This is a genomic window from Oceanospirillum sediminis, from assembly GCF_014164585.1.
Taxonomy (GTDB): domain Bacteria; phylum Pseudomonadota; class Gammaproteobacteria; order Pseudomonadales; family Halomonadaceae; genus Oceanospirillum; species Oceanospirillum sediminis.
This window is the reverse complement of sequence record NZ_JACJFM010000059.1, coordinates 1-19,787: the sequence shown is the minus strand read 5'-3', so window position 1 is coordinate 19,787 and position 19,787 is coordinate 1. Positions and strand designations below refer to the sequence as shown.

General features: G+C 45.4%; 16 protein-coding genes. 9 read left to right on the top strand and 7 right to left on the bottom strand.

The window, feature by feature from the left end; translation table 11 throughout:
* Positions 1-507: 507 nt before the first annotated feature.
* The 3 genes from H4O21_RS23340 to trpB all read right to left on the bottom strand — a co-directional run bounded on the left by H4O21_RS23340 (position 508) and on the right by trpB (position 4,166).
* Positions 508-1,467 (bottom strand): GlxA family transcriptional regulator, encoded by a 960-nt coding sequence (locus tag H4O21_RS23340; protein ID WP_182812014.1) that lies wholly within the window; start codon positions 1,465-1,467, stop codon positions 508-510.
* 681 nt (positions 1,468-2,148) lie between these two features.
* Positions 2,149-2,940 (bottom strand): tryptophan synthase subunit alpha, encoded by a 792-nt coding sequence (gene trpA / locus H4O21_RS23335; RefSeq protein WP_182812012.1) that lies wholly within the window; start codon positions 2,938-2,940, stop codon positions 2,149-2,151.
* Entirely contained in the window at positions 2,937-4,166 is a 1,230-nt protein-coding gene (gene trpB, locus H4O21_RS23330; protein ID WP_182812010.1) for a tryptophan synthase subunit beta, read from the bottom strand. Before trpB ends, trpA begins: the two co-directional genes overlap by 4 nt.
* 84 nt (positions 4,167-4,250) lie before the next feature.
* On the opposite strand from trpB, the gene H4O21_RS23325 reads away from it, so the two are divergent.
* The gene (locus H4O21_RS23325; protein WP_182812006.1) at positions 4,251-4,805 is read left to right on the top strand and encodes a TetR/AcrR family transcriptional regulator; all 555 of its coding nucleotides are present in this window, start codon (positions 4,251-4,253) and stop codon (positions 4,803-4,805) included.
* A gap of 89 nt (positions 4,806-4,894) precedes the next feature.
* On the opposite strand, the gene H4O21_RS26375 is transcribed toward H4O21_RS23325, so the two are convergent.
* The gene (locus tag H4O21_RS26375; protein WP_182812004.1) at positions 4,895-5,125 is read right to left on the bottom strand and encodes a cysteine-rich CWC family protein; all 231 of its coding nucleotides are present in this window, start codon (positions 5,123-5,125) and stop codon (positions 4,895-4,897) included.
* Between the two features lie 365 nt (positions 5,126-5,490).
* On the opposite strand from H4O21_RS26375, the gene H4O21_RS23315 reads away from it, so the two are divergent.
* Together H4O21_RS23315 and H4O21_RS23310 are read left to right on the top strand one after the other, a co-directional pair.
* Entirely contained in the window at positions 5,491-6,789 is a 1,299-nt protein-coding gene (locus H4O21_RS23315; RefSeq protein WP_182812001.1) for a phthiocerol/phthiodiolone dimycocerosyl transferase family protein, read from the top strand.
* 47 nt (positions 6,790-6,836) lie between these two features.
* Positions 6,837-8,084, top strand: a complete 1,248-nt coding sequence (locus H4O21_RS23310) for an HD-GYP domain-containing protein (RefSeq protein WP_182811998.1) — start codon at positions 6,837-6,839, stop codon at positions 8,082-8,084.
* Here the strand turns inward: H4O21_RS23310 and H4O21_RS23305 are convergent.
* A complete protein-coding gene (locus tag H4O21_RS23305; protein WP_182811995.1) occupies positions 8,071-9,162 on the bottom strand; it encodes a TRAP transporter substrate-binding protein in 1,092 nt (363 codons plus the stop codon). The genes H4O21_RS23310 and H4O21_RS23305 overlap by 14 nt on opposite strands.
* A 183-nt stretch (positions 9,163-9,345) precedes the next feature.
* On the opposite strand from H4O21_RS23305, the gene H4O21_RS23300 reads away from it, so the two are divergent.
* The 6 genes from H4O21_RS23300 (at position 9,346) to gcvA (ending at position 17,275) form a co-directional block, all read left to right on the top strand.
* Positions 9,346-11,289, top strand: a complete 1,944-nt coding sequence (locus H4O21_RS23300) for an ATP-binding protein (protein ID WP_182811991.1) — start codon at positions 9,346-9,348, stop codon at positions 11,287-11,289.
* Positions 11,286-12,638, top strand: a complete 1,353-nt coding sequence (locus H4O21_RS23295; protein WP_182811988.1) for a sigma-54-dependent transcriptional regulator — start codon at positions 11,286-11,288, stop codon at positions 12,636-12,638. The genes H4O21_RS23300 and H4O21_RS23295 overlap by 4 nt, the downstream gene beginning before the upstream one ends.
* A 349-nt stretch (positions 12,639-12,987) precedes the next feature.
* A complete protein-coding gene (locus H4O21_RS23290; protein ID WP_182811985.1) occupies positions 12,988-13,974 on the top strand; it encodes a TRAP transporter substrate-binding protein in 987 nt (328 codons plus the stop codon).
* 340 nt (positions 13,975-14,314) lie between these two features.
* A complete protein-coding gene (locus H4O21_RS23285; protein WP_182811982.1) occupies positions 14,315-14,761 on the top strand; it encodes a TRAP transporter small permease in 447 nt (148 codons plus the stop codon).
* 2 nt (positions 14,762-14,763) lie between these two features.
* The gene (locus tag H4O21_RS23280) at positions 14,764-16,068 is read left to right on the top strand and encodes a TRAP transporter large permease (RefSeq protein ID WP_182811980.1); all 1,305 of its coding nucleotides are present in this window, start codon (positions 14,764-14,766) and stop codon (positions 16,066-16,068) included.
* Between the two features lie 241 nt (positions 16,069-16,309).
* Complete coding sequence (gene gcvA, locus H4O21_RS23275) at positions 16,310-17,275, top strand: transcriptional regulator GcvA (RefSeq protein WP_182811977.1); 966 nt, start codon at positions 16,310-16,312, stop codon at positions 17,273-17,275.
* Positions 17,276-17,298: 23 nt separating this feature from the next.
* Here the strand turns inward: gcvA and H4O21_RS23270 are convergent, their stop codons facing one another.
* Entirely contained in the window at positions 17,299-18,432 is a 1,134-nt protein-coding gene (locus H4O21_RS23270) for a BCCT family transporter (protein ID WP_182811974.1), read from the bottom strand.
* Positions 18,433-19,092: 660 nt separating this feature from the next.
* Entirely contained in the window at positions 19,093-19,671 is a 579-nt protein-coding gene (locus tag H4O21_RS23265; protein ID WP_368737586.1) for an HAD family hydrolase, read from the bottom strand.
* Positions 19,672-19,787 lie beyond the last annotated feature (116 nt).

The following is a 19,787-nucleotide window of genomic DNA, read 5'->3' as shown; positions in this document are numbered from 1 at the left end:
AAAGAACTTTATCAATATGATTTACCTGATTGGCAGCCCAATAGAGGTACAGGTTCAATCAGGTAAATCCACATGAAACGTCGAAGAGCCCATGCAGGATTATATCAAAACACTGTCAGAGATTTTGCAGCAGTTCAGAACCAGGCCATGATAGATGACATAGTCTGATGCATCCATATGACAGATTGGAAATGCAATGGAGCCAACGGCCTGACAGGGTAATAAATCAGGAGTGCGAAGTTTTCTATAACCCATTGATTTAAATTTTAATAAATATGTTAAGTATCATCTGGAATAAACTTCGCATTCTTCAGCAAAAAGATAGTGAAAAATTATTGGCTTTATATTTTTTTATACAGAGTAATTTGGCAAATAAATTGTAGCAGAAAGCACTGAGCAAGCGTAGCACACGGAAAAACTCTTATCTGATAAAAATATAGACAATAATGCTTTTATCAGAATGCAGTTAACATAGATGACTTAAAAGATGACTTTAAGAATGGAGGTTCATGGTTTATAAAGTTGGCGATACTCTGATGGTGATAATCCTGTTCTTTTTCTTATCGACCTTCTCATTGAGTTAAGATCGCTATAACCAGCCACATTCGATACTTCAAGTAAAGACATACTAGTAAATCTAAGTTTGTAATCTGACAGTTTGAATCTTGAATACTCAACATAATTCGCAGGAGACATATTCAGCTCTGACTTAAATACCCGACTTAGCTGTCTCCGACTCAAGCCAACATTGTCACAAATAGAGTCGACATTAACCAAAGTGCTTAAGTTATCATCTATATACTGTAATATAAACTTCATTCTTTCACTTAGCTTAGAGTAATCAATAGGTATAGCATACTGATCGTAAATTCTTGGTTCAGGTGTAAACATTATATGTCTTGCAACATCATTCGAGAAGCTTATATCTATATCTTTTTCTAGTAAAAACAATGCAAGATCGATACCTTTAGATACACCTGCAGAGGTAAAAAGTTTACCCTGATTATCTTCAGTATAACTACAATTATTAAATACCTCTATATCAGGGAATTTCTCCCTTAACTCATTAACATAAAACCAATGAGTTGTTGCTGGTTTATTGTTGAGTAGTCCGGCCTTTGCAAGAATAAATGATGCAGTACAAATAGATGCAACCCGGTCGAATTTACCTGAATATTTTTTTACCCAGGCAATGATTTCATTTTCCCCAGCTTCTTTTGTACAATTATCTCCACCAGGTATTACTAAGGTATTACTTTTTACAGGCTGCCAGCTATATATGTTATCATCACAAACAATCTTAGTACTGCCTAATGATACCTGGTTTATATCACTTGTAGATATAAACTTAAAAGTGTAGAGTTTTTTTCCTGACAGAGAGTTGGCAGATTCAAAAACCTGCATAGGGCCTGAAAAGTCCAGTATATACCCTTTATTACTTAGCAAGAAAACGATCTCTTTACTCATTAGTTTAATCTCAATTTAATTCATTAACAAAATGATGTCAACTTATCGAAATAAACAGCCATAGAAAACTATAAAAATAAATCATTAATTAAATCAACAAGATTTAAGCACTTATCCTGGATAATTATTGACATATGAACGTATACCTTCTATAGCAGCATAGCTGTCTAACCCAAATATTTCATCTGAGGGCTAAACCCGAAATTGTGGAAAGCCTTATGATTATTGTCGTTTAGATCATAGATTGAAACCTGCAACCTATGACAAAATGCTACCATACTCTTGCTATTTTCATACCTTAAAAGCGTATAGTTCAAGCTCACTTTTCTGAAAGGTATCACTGAAGGGGATTCTTAAACAGTATCAGGATTGACTTCCTGGTCAGCGTGAAGCCGGGAAGGAGTACTGAAGAATTTCAAATCTGAACTGGCCACAGGAAGCAGTACTATAGATTTCTGGCCTGCTCTGGAAGTCTGGCTATCAGTAATGTTATCAGGTGGCTAATGCCTCCGAACGCTTTATAAAAAGCCAGCCTTCTATATAACAAAGAGTGCTGGCTTTTCATTTTTCGCCACAAGAAAATAATACATTTTATCAATCCAGGTGGCCCTATTAGCTATGAATACTTCCAGTCATGCCGAAAATTAATCTGGCAGACCTGATATAAAGCACCAGCAGCTTTTAACAAGCAGACATTTTACTGATCGCTGATTGTAATTCATTCAATTTCATCTCAACGCCTGTAAGCCCATCTTTATTGAAAGCCTTAAGCAAAGCTGATCCCACGATAGCCACATCAGCATGTCCTTTAAGCCTCAACAAATGTTCAGCTTCAGATATGCCAAAACCGACAGATAAAGGTAATTCAGAGTGCTGTCTTACTCTTGTAAGGTATGAACAGATATTTTCCAGTCCAGAGGCTTGCTGCCCTGTTACGCCAGCATTACTCACACAATACAGCATGCCTTCAGCAATATCCGAAATACCGTCTAAACGTGCATTGTCAGTATCCGGTGTAACAATCCAGATCGGAGTAACGCCACTTTTCTGAAGTGGCTCTAACATACGCTGATTCTGAATGGTGATGTCAGGGATAATGATGCCGGGAACTATACCTGCCATGTCTTCAGCCAGTCGTTCAACTCCGTAATTCAGTACAGGATTTAAATAACTCATCAGTAAGATCTTGCTATTGGGGTATCTCTCGGCCAGATCCTTTATATGTTCCAGACACGCTCCCAATTGAGGCCGGTTACTGATTGCCTTATGGCACGCATCAGTAATCACAGGCCCGTCAGCCACAGGATCAGAAAAAGGGAACTGAACCTCCAGCAACTCCACCCCTTCTTCCAGCAGGTGTGACATCACCTCCAGACTTTGTTCCACATTCGGGTAACCATAGACCACATGTGTCATGAGCAGCAGAGGTTTATCTGTTCGCTGATCCTGAATAAATGATTTCAAATGACTCATGATTTTGCAGCCTCTCCCAGATAATCTTCAATAAAATCGTCGAAAGCCACATCATTCAATGCCTTCGCGACATTAAAGATATCTTTATCCCCTCGACCGGATACGTTGATCACAATGCTGTCTGTTGCTTTCATACTGGCAGCTTCTCTGATCCCCCCGGCAATAGCATGTGATGATTCTAAAGCAGCAACAATGCCTTCATTGACCATTAACAGCTTAAACGCTTCAACCACTTCAGTATCTCTGGCACTGGTCATTCTGACTTTACCCTGCTGTTCAAGATCAGCAAGAATGGGCGAAACACCGACATAATCAAGCCCTGCAGATATTGACTGCGTTTCCTGTAACTGCCCCTGATCATCCTGCAAAAATCTGGTGGCGTATCCCTGGGCAATTCCAAAGCGTGCCTGCTCGGTATTAAATCTTTTAGCATGCTCGCCAGGGCCATCGCCTATCCCGCCAGCCTCAACACCAACAAGCTCTGTGCCACTATTAACAAAGGGTAAGAAAATACCGCACGCATTACTTCCACCGCCAACACAGGCATATATTCTGTCGGGGTATCGGCCTATCTGAGCGATTGACTGTTCTTTTACCTCTTCCCCGATAACAGACTGGAAGCCAGCAACCATTTCCGGGAAGGGTTCACACCCGCAGCTTGTGCCAATCAGGTAATGGGTGTTGTCATAATTCGTACACCAATCTCGTATGGCTTCATCCAGAGCATCTTTTAATGTGGCCGATCCCGTCGTCACAGGTACAACCGTCGCACCTAACTGTTTCATCCAGAATACATTGGGATATTGACGCTTTATATCATGTGCTCCCATGTAAATAGTGCATTCCAGACCAAGACGAGCAGAAACCAGTGCCGTTGCGACACCGTGTTGGCCCGCCCCGGTCTCTGCAATCACTCTATTTTTGCCCATTCTCTTAGCAAGCAGCCCTTGCCCGATGACATTGTTCATCTTATGGGCGCCACTGTGGTTCAGATCTTCACGCTTTAAATATATCTGAGCCCCGCCAACAGACTGTGTCAGATTGCCGCAATACGTTAACGGTGTAGGCCTGCCAGAGTAGTTCTGCATCTCAGACTTAACTTGCTGTAAAAAACATTCATCAGCCATAGCTTCACGAAATGATTCGATTAGCTGCTGCTGGCTATTAAACAGAATTTCCGGGATGTAACTCCCTCCGTATTGACCGAAGTAACCTTCATCACTCATGATCTTCACTCAACATATCAATTTATTAACTAAACGGTTTAGTAAAGATAATAGCTTTATGTTATCCCGTCAATAGGAAGTAGCATGTCCAGAGGCCGTCCATCAAAAAAACAAGCGATTTTAACTACTGCTCAAAGGCTTTTCTCTGAATCAGGTTACCAGGGAACTTCAATTGACTTAGTGGTCAAAGAATCAAACTCGTCTAAGCCAACGGTATATAACAACTTCCCAACCAAGCAGGCCTTGCTTCATGAACTGCTGAAACAGGCTATAGAGGAAGCAACACTCTTTCGAACAGACTTACGGTCCAGTGCTGATATATCAGTCACTACATCATTGATCAGGGCTTTTAGCCATATCATCCAAACGCCGCTTCAACTGGCAATCTACCGGATCTGTTATGGAGAAAGACACAAACTGGATGAGGAAAGTCGTCAGCTATTCAAAAATTTTGAAGACTCTCTGACGCAGTGGTTTAAGGAACAGCTGCAGGCCAGTCAGGGACAAATTACCGATGACAAAGTGTTTACAATAAGGGCAATATGCAGGGAGGGTTTAATCATTCCGGCCATATCAGGAGAAAAGCCAGTCCCTGAAGAGCAACTGGTACAAATCATTGAAGCGATACTGAATGGTTAACCTGGACGTCGTTCTGGTCTGTGTCATTCAGTTCTGACCCGGCCCGATAGACCTTCAGGGCTATCGGGCCTGAAGTGCAGACTATCTCATTAAGAATTATCAGTTCGGGCTGTATTGGTTAATCCGGTTATGTCACCCCGGTTATTCCTGATCTCTGATAAACACTGACAGCATAAACATTCATCCCAATGCTCAGACAGATATGCCGATTGCTCCCGTGACAGCGGAATATCACTGCAATCACAGATAAAATATGATCCCAGCTTACATACAAACTGTACGCCACATCGAGGGCACTCTGTCTGCTCGTGCTCAGGCATTTTCAGCTCCGGATAAAATTCGCCTCAGATCCTTACTGTCCTTATATCTGTGATAAAAACGCCTCACACCCAGGTTTCCTGGTGGAGTTTACCCGCGTAGCACTGGAGCCTCTGGGGTTTCAGGTGGAATACGAATTAAAACCCTGGACGACGCTCTGATCAGGATGCGTATGATGGGCGCATCTATCAACTGGCAGAAAAGTATGGCATTAATGAATGTTGAGTAAACCACTGGCAGATCTGAACAAAGCGGGCGGTATAAAAAAAGCAACAACCGTTCGAAACAGGACTCGTTTAATGATAAAGCAATGTTAAGATGTCAGCATAAACACTTGTTTTAATATCTTATCATTGAGGCCGTATCTATGGCTATGCTGCGCTATCTGGACCCATCTGAACACTATTTCTGGTTACTGGATCAGGTATCCAGTATGAATTTCGCAGTCATCGCTGAGTTTGATCAGCCCGTGAATGTCAGCAATATACAAACCGCTCTGAAACAGCTGCAGAAACAACAAGCTATTTTCGGGCTGACGGTGAATCAGGACACACAAGGCCGGTTATTTTTACAGCAGCATCAACAGGACATTTTTCTGGAGTCAGTTGAGGGACATCAGTGGCAGAACGTTATCGCTAAAGCGCTGGCTCAGCGCTTTGAACCTGGCCAGCCATTAATCCGGGCCTTCTTTCTGCAATCAGAGCCAGATTCATCTCAAACATCTCACAGCAGTATTGCTCTGCTCTTTAACCATGCCATCGCTGATGGTCGTACGGGTATGACACTGTTAACACAGTGGCTGGATCTGACCCTGGACCGGATGCCCGGACATTGTGAAGCAGCCCCCATTCAGGCTTTACATCAGAAGCTTCCACCTGGGCTGAACCTCATAAATCAACCGGATAAACTGGCTCAGCATCTGGAACAGAAAAAAGCGGAAATTCGTCGCTTTGGCCGACCAGACGCCTTGCCTGAATTAACAGCACAGGAAAGCCCTGCTACAGGAGAGATCAGCGCTCCCCGGATTATCAGTCTGGCACTCAGTCAGGAACAGAGCCAATCACTCAAACAGCTCTGCCAGCAAAAACAGGTCCGTATACATAGTGCTCTGATGGCTGCCCAACTCATGGCGATTTATCAGAATAGTAAGCAGGAGACTGCGACCTTATCTCTGACCAGCCCGGTCGATATGCGACGTTATTTTGAGAACCGGCAACCAGAGCTGGGAATGCATACCGCGATGCTGTCATCTGTTTACCAGCTTTCTTCTGACAGTGATTTCTGGTCACTGGCCCGGCAAGCTGATGAAGAACTGCATCAACAATTAAAAAGAGATGATCCCGCGTTTTACTATCAGCTGATTCGCCCGGAACAGATTCCCTGCACTGAAGCCGCACTGGAGATGTTTACTGAGAGTGTGCTTAAATCCGCACCCCAGACACTGATCAGTAACCTGGGGGTTATCCCGGAGATAGCAGACAGTAAGGTAAAACGAATGAGTTTCGCTTTATGTCCGATGCCTTTTCAGTCGTTATTCACTGCAGTAACTCACTATCAGGGTAAACTGAATCTGAATATCACTTACGACAGTTCGAGACTGGACAGTGAAGAAGCACATTCAGTTGCACAAAGGATTCTGCAACAACTGAAACAACTCCCGGAGTAGATGCCCCCCTATGCTATGCTTAAGGCATCGTATCAGGGAGACATGCTATGTTGTCGGATCAATGCTTCAAAGACCTGACACTGATGATTTCAGATGTCATCGATCAGGTTGGTCTGGATGATAGTCAGCATGGGAAACGGGTCGGTTATATGGCCTGGAAATGCTCAGGTCATCTGGATATCCCCAATTTTTCTCCAACCGATATTCTGGTCACGGGACTATTGCATGATATAGGGGTTTCATCATCCCGTGACCATGAACTTCTGGTGACCCAGATGGATTGGGATAAAGCCCAGGCTCATTGCGAAGAAGGGACTAAGTTACTTCGGGATCTGCCTTTCTACTCAAAATATATACCGGCTATTCGACATCACCATACAAAATGGCCTGCTCTGTCCGAATCAGATATCGATGAAGGCAGTAAACTGCTTGCCAGTCTGGTTTTTCTGGCGGACCGGGCTGATGCACTGCTATTTCAATACCTGGATAACAACCCTGATGATGAACCTATTCATGCCATGGCGTTTATTCAGGCACAGCTCACAGACCAATTAAGTGATTACTTCGCTCCTGTCTGTGTCGATGCTTTTATCAGAGCATCATCCATTGATGCTTTCTGGTTTAACCTGGAATCCGCACATCTGGATCGCTACATCCATAATCTGGATATTTCAGTTCCTGTCTCGTTAGATATTCAGGCAACCGAAGCCGTAGCTCTGATTCTCGCTGCTGCAGTGGATGCCAAAAGCCCTTTTACGGCAGATCACAGTATCCGGGTCGGTAAACTGGCCTGTTATATTGCTCAACAGGCGGGGCTTCCTGATCTGAGGTGTCAGCAGCTACGAATTGCCGGTTATCTGCACGATATCGGAAAGCTCCATATTCCGGATAAGATTCTGGATAAACAGGGCCCTCTTAATGCGAAAGAAACCATAGCAATGCATCGACACGGTTTTGAAGCAAAAGATATTCTGGAGCGGGTAGAGGCTTTCAGAGAAATAGCCTTATGGAGTTGTCAGCATCATGAATTTCTGGATGGTTCAGGTTACCCTTATCATCTGACAGGTGAACAAATTCCACTGGAGTCACGTATTCTGACCATTGCGGATATTTTTCAGGCACTGGCACAGAAACGCCCCTATCGGGATTCCATGCCATTATCACAGGTCATAGGTATTCTTACCGATCTCACCACCGAAGGAAAAATAGATGCTAATGTACTGGAAATAGTATACGCGCATCAGAAACAATGCTGGACTCTGGCCACAGCAGCTGACAGTCTCAATCGGCCCTGATGACAGGCCCCGGTTGCATCTCTGCTTTAAGCCCCAGCACCTTACCGACAGTGCGGTTCCAGTTAGCCGCACACTCAGGGCCACAGCGTTCTGCCCAGCGTGGCAGAATCACTTCCATAGCCACCTTATCCCTGATTTTCAGATCCTCAGCAGAAGGTTTTACCAGTGTCATACCACCATTTTTACCCAGAGTGCATGGCCCATCTGCCAGACAGGCCAGGGCAATATCATCTTCTGTCGCTGTTTCTGTCCACATATTCTCAGTCAGCGTTTCAATTTCCTGTAACAACAGCTGCTTCTGCGACTCACTCAGAAGATTCCACTTATTCATATTCATCGCACCAAAAGACACCCCCCAGCCTACTCGCAGAGTAAAACCGTAAGGAGTGACCTGTGGTAGCCGAGTGGTATAAGCCGACATAGTACCTGTAATCACACAATCAACAATGCCACTGGACAGGACATCCGGTACATCCCGGAATGGCACACTGACAGGAATAGCACCAATTCCTTCCACAAAATCACCCAGGGTGGTCAGATAAACCCTGATACGCTTTCCTCTGAGGTCGGACATCTGATTAATCGGTGTTTTGCACCAGATCATCTGGCTGGGGAACGGATACAACAGCATCAGTTTGGCATTATATTTTTCCGCAAACGCACGCTCCAGTGTCGGGAAATACGCCTCAGCCACCTGACGTTGTACTGAGATATTCTGTACCAGAGAAGACAGATCAGCACCTTCAAATATTTCACTTTCCGGCACCACATACCCGGACATTCCAAAGGCAAAATCAAACACACCATTTTTAACCAGGCGCATAATTTCAAACCCTTGCAGATCCAGTGTGGTGTGTGGCCGTATCTCACCGACAATAGCCCCCTCTGTCACCTGTTCAATTCGCTCATTCCAGAAAGGCCCTTCATGCTTCTGGTAATTGGTAAAATATTCCCAGGTCCCCACAGCTTTGATGATGATAGTATCGCTGGCTATTGCCTGACGGCCACCGGGTAGCAAAATTATTAACAAACAGATCAGTAAACACCAGAAACGGACAGGTGAGTTCAGAATATTCATTGCAATCAGAAGCCCTGAAAGTCATTGGCAGGAGAAGCTAAGACATCATGAGCAACATGTATTAAGCCTTTCAGTGCCATAAAAAGTGCCCGGCTAAAATAACCGGCCTTGTGGATTATCTTTTATCAGCCGACATAGCATGACGTTATAATACCCTGTACAACCATAAAAAAATAAACCTCTATGAACAGTATCAACCGTTTTGGCATTCGTAGCCGCTTTTTCTTTGCCTTTGGTGCATTGACGGCACTGACACTGCTTGCCAGTGTCATCGGCTGGCTGTCCTATAATCGTCTGGGAGATGAACTGAATCAGGTGGTTGAAGGCAATATCTATACTCTGAGCCTGATGGCTGATCTGAAAGAACAGGGCACTAAAGTGACTCTGATGGCGCCTACATTACTGGCTGCAGAAGATGAAAAAGAACAGCAGATGATCCGCCAGGAGCTGAACCAGGATATGACCATAATGGTGTCTCTGTTACCGGATATATCTTCCGCAACTCAGGATGAACAAGCCCTGCCAGCCCTGTTTAAACAAATTGAGGTCCTGAATCGTGCGTTGAAGGAACTGAATGACAATGTGGTAAAAAAGCTGAATATCCAGCAACAGAAAAAATCTGAAAACCGACGCTTGCGCTGGATTGCCTCAGGCTTTTTAAGTGATATCAATGATCTGATAGAAAACCTGCAACGCAGCCAGTTCAGCCATTATAACCAGTCTGTGCCAGATGCCTGGATCATCAAAAACAGCTATGATCAGAAACCCACTACCGCGATTAATGCTGACTTGCAGCTATTATATCGAATCAAAGCTGACGTTAACCTGCTGATCAATCTGGTCGACAGGGCGCAACACCTTCCAGACCTGAACTCTCTGATTGCTACCCAGGCTTATTCTGATGAAATTGTGCAAAGAATCAGACAGGACATTGAAGCGGTCGGAGAGATTCAGGGTATCGCCACACTGAAGCAAACCATCGTTAATATCGTTTTTCTCACTCGTGGTGACAATAATATGTTTTCTTTGCGTAGTCAGGAACGCAGTGTCCAGCAATCTGGTGAGTCATTATTGACCCATATCCGGGAGCAGCTGAATTTATTGAATCAGCAGATAGAAGCACAAACCCTGAAAACAGAACAAGCTGCCCAGACCTCCGTTCAGAATGCCCGTAAAACCATCCAGAAAGGTCGCATCTGGATGCTGACTATGGTTGCTGCCAGTATGGTGTTATCCATTCTGATCGTCTGGCTATACGTTGGTCGCAATATGGTAGGACGTATTACCCGGCTTGATGCCAGTATGAGGGCCATCGCTAACGGTAACCTGGAAGAAAAAGTGGATGTCAGGGGTAACGATGAAATCGGGGCTATGGCTCGCTCTCTGGTCAGCTTCCGGGATCAGCTGGCAACTCTGCAGGAAGATCTGGTCCAGGCAGGAAAACTGGCTGCACTGGGGCAGTTATCAGCAGGGATTGCCCATGAGATCAACCAGCCTTTATCTGCCATCGGCCACTACTCCCACAATGGGGTTCGCCTACTGCAGGCCGGTCGTACAGAAGAAACAGAAAAGAACCTGAAACAGATCTCAAACCTGACTCGACGTGCAACCACTATTATTACCCGACTGAAATCCATGGCCCGAAAGGACCAGAGCACTCTGGTAAAAATTCATATCGAGCAGGCTGTCGAGAATGCGCTTCAACTACTGGAAAATGACGAAATCCGTAACAAGACCTGTATCAAGGTGCACTTTGCGCAACAGGACAATGTTGTCAGAGCTGATCTGGTTCAGCTGGAACAGGTGATTCTGAACCTGATCACTAATGCCTTCAATGCATTAAGCGATCAGGAGGATAAACAGATCCGGATTAATTGCTGCCACCACAACGACACAATAGAGCTTCGCGTACAGGATAATGGCCCTGGAATCAGCCAACAGGCCAGGGAACAGATATTTGAGCCCTTCTTTACCACTAAACGCCGGAGTCAGAATCTGGGACTGGGTCTATCCATCTCCTATAACATCATCAAGAACTTTGGCGGCAAACTGATGGTAGAAGACACCGGTGATCAGGGAGCCTCCTTCTGTATTCAGCTACCTATTTACCGGAGAGATCATTTATGAGTTCTGACATGGCAACCGGACAGGTCATTATCATTGACGACGAAGAGATCGTGCGTGAATCCATGACTCAGACGCTGGAACTGGAAGGCTATACGGCCATCGCCTGTGAAGATCCGGCTGATGCACTTGTACTGTGTTCAGAAGACTGGCCCGGTATTATTATCTGCGATGTACGCATGGATATTATGGATGGCCTGGAGGTATTGCAGAAGGTACTGGCCATTGATCGCGACATCCCGGTGATCATGTTCAGCGGTCACGCTGATATTGCTGTTGCGATTCAGGCGATTCGCAGCGGAGCCTATGATTTTCTGGAGAAAAATGACGACCCGGAACACCATATCAATACGGTGCATCGGGCCTGGAAAAAGCGCCAGCTGGTGCTGGAAAACAGAACCCTGCGTAAAGAACTGGCCGGTCAGCATGAAATTGATCAGCGGCTTGTCGGTCAGACCCCGGCCATAGTTCAGCTTCGAGAACTAGTATTGCAGCTGGCTCAGATTGATGTTGACCTGATTATCAACGGTGCCACAGGTACCGGTAAAGAAGTCATTGCCCGCTGCCTGCACGACTTCAGCCCCAGAGCCGATAACCCCTTTGTAGCACTGAACTGCGGTGCAGTCACTGAATCTGTCATCGAAAGTGAGCTATTTGGTCATGAAGCAGGAGCCTTTACCGGCGCCAGCAAACGCCGCATCGGAAAAATTGAATATGCCTGTGGCGGCACTCTGTTTCTGGATGAAATCGAAAGCATGCCTCATTCTCTGCAAGTTCGTTTACTGCGTGTTCTGCAGGAGAGAACACTGCAACGTTTAGGCGGTAATGCCAGCATTGATGTGGATATCAGGGTTGTCGCAGCGTCTAAGGTCAATCTGCGCGAAGCCGCCAATGAAGGCAGTTTCCGGGAAGATCTGTACTACCGACTGAATGTCGCCAGCATCGATATTCCTGGTCTGGATCAGCGTAAAGAAGACATCCCTGTGCTGTTCTGTCACTTTGCAGAACAAGCCAATCAGCGCTTTGGCCGCGAGGCCAGAGCGGTTCCGGACAGCCTGCTACAACAGCTGATGCAGCAATCCTGGCCGGGAAATGTCAGGGAGCTGCGCAATATCGCAGAACGCTGGACTCTGGGTCTGTCGATTAGCAGTAACCCGGATGCCGTACTGGCTCCCCAAAGCGGGGATCTGGACGAAATTGTTGGCAGCTATGAAAAAGAAGTCATTATCAATGCCCTGAAAGCACACCACGGTCAGGCTGAAATGACTGCTCAGGCACTGGGGATTCCACGGAAAAAACTGTATCTGAGAATGAAAAAATACGGGCTGGAACGAACGGACTTTATCCAATAAACCCGGCGATTGAGTATCAGTCTCAATCGCCCTGCAAAGTTCACCTCTCATCCAGTACCCAGAACTGGCTTTTATGTGTCAAAAATGACTCAAACCCACGTATTCATACGGGTCAAATTCAACTCAAAATCACTGCCTATTATTACACTTTAAAAATATAACCTACTGATTTAAAAGCAATAAAAATATTTTTAGCGACCTGGTACGCCCTTTGCCATACCGGTTGCAACTGAAATAGTCATCGGACTGTATCAGCTAACAGGCTGACTCACGTACTTTAAAGATAAATAACCCTGTGAGCTGCCCACGCCATTGATATGGCCGAATACTTACAAACTGGAGAATAATAATGAAATTCACAGCCGGTAAAGCCGCCATTTTTGCAACCGCTCTGACAATGGGAGCAGCCAGTACACTGGCTTCGGCAGCCACACGCTGGGATATGCCAACCCCTTATGGTGATGGCACCCATCAGACGCAGGTTGCTCGTAGCTTTGCAGAAGAAGTTAACGCTAACGCTCAGGGTAAACTGCTGATTAAGGTACACTCTGGCGGTTCCCTGATAAAACACCCTGAAATCCACCGTGCGGTTAAAACCCGTCAGGTTCCAATTGGTGAAGTCTTTATTGGTCGTCTGGGTAACCTGAACCCTATTTACAAGCTGGATAATATTCCTTTCCTGGCCACAGATTTCGACAGCGCTGAAAAACTGTATCAGGCTTCTAAGCCTGCACTGAATGAAGCTCTGGCTAAAGAAAATCTGATCCTGCTGTATACTTCTCCGTGGCCTGCACAGGATCTGTACTCCAACAAGCCGATTAACAGTCTGGCCGATCTGTCCGGTCTGAAAATGCGCTCTTACAGCCCGACAACATCTCGTCTGGCAGACCTGATGGGCACAACACCGGTTAATATTCCATTCAGCGATGTGGCTCAGGCATTCACCACCAATGCCATTGATGCCATGGTGACATCACCCAGCACAGGTGTGAACAGTCAGAGCTGGGATTACATCTCACACTTCACCACAATCCATGCCTGGATTCCTAAAAACATGGTATTCGCCAACAAGCGGGTCTTTGACCGTCTGGACAACGCGACTCAGCAGGTCATTCTGGATGCTGCAGCCAATGCAGAGAAAAAAGGCTGGGCACTGGGCCGTAAACTGGCAATCGCTCATACCGAAACCCTGGCTAAGAACGGCATCACGGTTTCCGAGCCGAGTAAAAAGCTGATTTCTGAACTGGAGCAGATCGGTGACACCATGGTTAAAGAGTGGCTGGATGAAGCTGGTGCAACCGGTAAAGCCGTTCTGGAAGATTTCAAAGCACGTTAATACATCATGATTAACACCCTGAATGATTCAAGGGGTAGCCGGTAAGATTCTGGTCAGTATTCCCGGCAGGACAGTCAGTGCAGCTGACATACCCCTGACAACCGAGATCATCCGGCTCTTAGATCATTCTGATCGCTGTTTCGCCTGATATCAGGCAATCAAGTCTCTGGTAAATACGCCATGCTCATTTTTACCAGAGCACTTCATTTCTGAGCCTGGCAGCCAGACTGTCAGGCCCAGATCCAGGCTGTATAAACGCCGTCGGATAACAAAAATGCGCACACTCAGACATTACTTTTACCAAACCTCAGTGGTGTTATCAGGCGCTTGCCTGGTCATCATGACACTGTTAATTCTGGCCCAGATTGCAGCTCGCGCTTTTGGCGTGATTATTCCTTCATCGGAGGATTTTGCAGGCTGGTTATTATCCGCCACCATATTCTTTGGCCTGGCTTACACCTTTAACGAAGGCGGGCATATTCGCGTCACCATCATGCTGTCCAGACTATTTGGCGGCACCCGACGCGTTCTGGAATTTATTAATCTGAGTCTGGGCCTGATGATCAGTGCTTATCTCAGTTACTACACCCTGTTCACAGTTTACGAATCCTGGATCTACGATGATGTAACCGATACTTATCTGGCGGTTCCTTTGTGGATGGTTCAGAGTCCTATGGCATTGGGTTCTCTGTTTTTTACGGTGGCTATTCTGGACAACTTTATTGCCGCTATTCGTGGTAACACGCCGGGTTTCATGACCCATGAAGATGAGTTAAGCGGAGAATAATCATGGACATGACACTGATTGGCGTTATTTTAGTGGTGTGCATGTTACTGATGCTCACCAGTGGAGTCTGGGTGGCTCTGACACTGACTGGCGTAGGCATTGTTGGTTTACAACTGATCGGTAATGACAGTATAGGTCTGTTACTGGGCACTTCATCCTGGAGTGCTGTGACAGGCTGGTCTCTGACCGCCCTGCCTTTATTTATCTGGATGGGAGAGATTCTGTTTCGTACCAGCCTGTCACGGGATCTGTTTGAAGGCCTGTCTCCCCTGCTATCTAAACTGCCCGGTAAACTGCTGCATGTGAATATCCTGAGTTGTGGTATTTTTGCAGCGGTGTCAGGCTCATCCGCCGCGACAGCTGCAACCATTGGACGTATGACTCTGCCAGAGCTGTCACGCCGTGGCTATGACGATACCATGTCAATCGGCACTCTGGCCGGTTCCGGTACACTGGGACTTCTGATTCCGCCCTCTATTATCCTGATTGTATACGGTGTTTCGGCCGAGGTATCGATTGCTCGCCTGTTTCTGGCCGGTGTATTACCAGGAGTGCTGCTGATTGGCCTGTTTATGGCTTTCACAACCATCTGGACACTGGTGCAGAAACGCGCAGGTAATGTCGCAGATGAAGAAAGCTATACCTTCAAAGAGAAGATATCGGCACTGAAAAAGCTGATCCCGATTGTACTGCTGATCAGCTGCGTATTAGGTTCTATCTATCAGGGGGTTGCCACACCAACAGAAGCCGCCGCTTTTGGTGTAGCCGGTTCCCTGCTGTTATCGGTAGTGATGGGCAGTTTTACCGTGTCCGGTTTTCTGAATAGTGTCAGCGGTGCCGTAAAAAACTCCTGTATGCTGGGGCTGATTCTGGTCGGTGCTCACTTCCTGACTCTGGCAATGGGCTTTATTGGTATCCCGAATGCACTGGCTGAATGGATTGCATCTCTGGGCCTGACACCTATTGAACTGATTGTTTGCCTGACGCTGTTCTTTGTCGTTATGGGATGCTTTCTGGATGGTATCTCCGTCATCGTGCTGACCACCTCTGTGGTTCTGCCGATGGTCACTCAGGCCAATATCGATCTGATCTGGTTTGGTATCTTCCTGGTACTGGTAGTTGAGATGTCTCAGATTACACCGCCTGTCGGTTTCAACCTGTTTGTGATTCAGGCACTGACCGGTAAAAATATTCTGTATGTGGCTAAAGCTGCACTGCCGTTCTTCTTTATGATTGCCATCGCTATCGTACTGATTACCGCCTATCCATCTATTGTGCTCTACCTGCCGACACTGATGACATCCTGATCAGATCCCTGAAAACATTACTCTGTTAAAACCTTTCGGTATTCTCCGGTCGCTGACCGGAGAATACCTGAACACTTCAGTTTACAAACAAGGTCTATCACAGTAACCAACTCAGCCCTATGGCAAGTGCTCTGTTGACAGCCTGAAGGGATTAACTTTAAACGACAAAGCGGCGTAGTTAGTCATGGACTAACCTTACCGGATCAGTCAGGATAAAAAATAAAAAATCCGGATAGCAGTAATGCGAAATTTCAAACAAAAACTCCCCCCTCTGGACCCCCTGGTTGCTTTTGAAGCAGCAGCCCGCCATCTCAGTTTTACCCAGGCCGCTCAGGAATTACACCTGACTCAGGCTGCCGTCAGCCAGCAGATACGTGCGCTGGAGGAGTTTCTGGGCATACAGTTATTTACTCGTGAGCACCGATCCGTCAGCCTGACTCAGCAAGGCAGAGATTATCAGCACACAGTAGCAGCCACCTTACTGCAACTGGCCAGTGCCACCCAGGAAATCAAAGTGGTCGATCGGGATAATACACTGACGGTTGCGGCAGATCAGTCTATTGCGACGCTCTGGCTGATGCCAAAGCTGAACGAATTTCAGGCATTGCACCCGGATATCAAACTCCGGTTAATAGCCTCAGATATCGCAGAGGATTGCCTGAATAAAAATGTCAGTATCGCCATGATTTTTGGTAGTGGCCACTGGCCCGGCTATGAAGGTGTCCGGGTATTTGCAGAAAGTGTTTATCCAATTTGCAGTCCTGAATATATCAGTCAGCACGGAGAAATTCACAATGTAAAAGATCTGGTAAACCATCATCTGATCGAACTGGAAGATCAGAACTGGGACTGGATGAACTGGCGTCGCTGGCTGACAGCAAATGGAGTGGATATGCCTGTTGAACGCCTTTGCATGTCACTGAATAGCTATCCTCTGGTTGTCGAAGCGGCACGCAATGGTCAGGGCATAGCCCTTGGCTGGAAACACCTGGTACAGACCGAAGATGGCAAACTGGTCAACCCGATAAAAAGCAGTGTTGAAACGGAGGATGGCTATTACCTTCTTTGGCATAAAGACCGCCCATTACCACCCGAGGGCCGGGCTTTTATTCAGTGGATAGGGAAGCACCTGGAGCAATCAAGCCGCTCAGGTAATTTAATTAATACTCCACAGCCTGATATTATCCATAAAAAAAGCCGGAATTAACCGGCTTTTTTATTAAGCTATGACTAAGCAGCCTGTACTTTTAATTGTTGCGCCCTCTGAAATAACATAATATAAATAACACTATACAAGGCAATCACTAGCAAGCCGATCCACGCAATATCAAATGGTGTAAACTGATACAGAAGAATCAGACCATACATAGCAATAAAGTTACCGGCTACATATTTTATTTTCCCGAAGCGCTCTACAGTAATATTCATATTACTGGTATACAGACGAATCAGAGAGTCCAGAGAGTTCACAACAAATATAGTGCCTACTACAACCATTGCCAGCTTCATAACCTCAACCACTTCCAGCGTATTGGCATGATAGTAATACAGAACGGAGAACCACAGCGCCAGCGGAATAGAAGGAATCGTCAGCAGAGCCAGACATAACTGCCATGTTTTCAGACCACCGACAAAACGAGCAACAAACTGACCAATCATGATGCTCCAGGAGAACCACCAGAACAGATAAAACTCATGATAATCAGAGATGGGCAGAACGAAACGATCCAGATTGCTGAAATAGCCACCAATAGCCGTCATAGTTGTAGCCAGTTCAGACAACCCAAGCCCTTCAGCCCCCAGCATCATCGCTGCAATTAACAACAGGAATAACCAGGTTGATGCCACACTCAGTACCGCAATATAACGAATATCTGTACTGGATAGAATAGCGACCAGAACTACAGCAGCAACCAGGGCAAAACGGGCCACATCAGAAATACCTTCAATATACGTTGGCAAATAAGACAGGAACAGGAAACCGGTAAAGGCACAGGTTGCCACAACGATAATATTATTGACGATTTTCACTGCCGGTATTTCAAATAGTTTAACCTTAGGTTCAATAACACAGAAATAAAATGTAGTCAGAAAATAGAATCCCCAAACCAGTCCCCCCCAGAAACCAAACGCAATTGCCAATGGGTTAGTAAACTGATAAGCCTCTTCCGAGCTGTATACCGGAAATTCACTAAGTGGGAACATAATCAGCCCGACATCAAGCCCGGAAGTAAAAAGGATGGCAATGAAGGTAAAAAGACTGCTGGGTATAGGTCCTTTACAAACTATATTATGGCCTTTTATCACTATAAAAGCAGAAGTTAATAATGTAGCAATAATAGCCACGGAAAGAATAACACTCATAACACAGAAATCCTGTTTTTATTATAATTCGATAAATTTATTTCATAAAAAACAAAAACCGGAAAATCAAGGAGGAAATAATACTTCTAAAAAATCGTTCATCATACTCACCATTGTTATTATATAAAGTGTATTGATGCATAATTAAATATTAAGACCCACCTTAAATATCAGTCAAACTGTCAATTCTATTTTATTTAGATAAGCCTGGCTTATGTGAAAAAAATCAAACAAAAACCATAAGAAAAAAGCTGTTAATCATCCCATCATAAAAATACTTCACATATAACAAATGCGAATCAACTCATGATAAAAAAATCAGTAATAACAAGTAATTAAGAGGAGTAAGCAGGCTCTCATACACTCAGGTAATGGCCAGAATATCTGCCAGGGTCGAAATCACAACTAAACAACCTGAAAGAAATGGTGTCATCATTCATTGATTTTTAGAGTCGGAGACAGCATGGAAACATCTGAAAACGGCATGAATCCAAAAAATATTGTCGCAAATAATCAAGTGCAATTATCTTTAGCAAAGCAGCCTGCGTCAGGCATCTGAGAAAAATTTATCAGCCAATGGCTGTCGTATTCTCCGGCCAGTGGCTGGAGAATACTGGAATACTTCCGCCAGGTACTTATTAAAACCAAATAACGGGTAGACTATATATCATGACCACTCTGGTTCAGCAGCTGTTCTGCCAGGTCATCAAAGTGAGTCACCATCATATCGGCCTGTGACGCATAATCAGGCCTTACCTCCGGAGCATACAAACAGGATACCATACCGGCATTATTAGCAGCTTCCACGTCGTATCGGAAATCACCAACATATATGATCTGGTCAACTGGCAACTGCCAGTACCGGGCAATCTGTAGCAGTGCTGTTGGATCTGGCTTAGCCGGTGCATCTTCCCGTGATAACACCAGTTCAATTGGTACTTGATTGTGAGACATTTTCAGCTTTGCAGCATCGGAGATGTTACGAGTTACAATAGCCATCTGAAAACCGTGTTGTTTTAACCCATAAACCATTTCTCGGGCACCAGGTAACCAGTGTGACTGCCCGGCATCTCTCATCTCATGTTCTCGAACAATGTCATGAGCCTGCTGCTTTTGCTGCTCGCATTCCAGACTATCAATATGCGCCAGAATATCACCTCCGGCCGGGCATCCCGTCAGTTCACGCAGCAACTGAAAGTTAAGATCAGAACTCAGCAAGGTGCCATCCAGGTCAAAAATAATCCCTTGTATCTTTTGTCTGTTAGTAACTATTCAGCCCGCTCTCAACTATTTGCTACCTTGACGAATAGTTGAGATCTGTCAGTTTATGCATAGCAACAGACATTGAAGAGCAT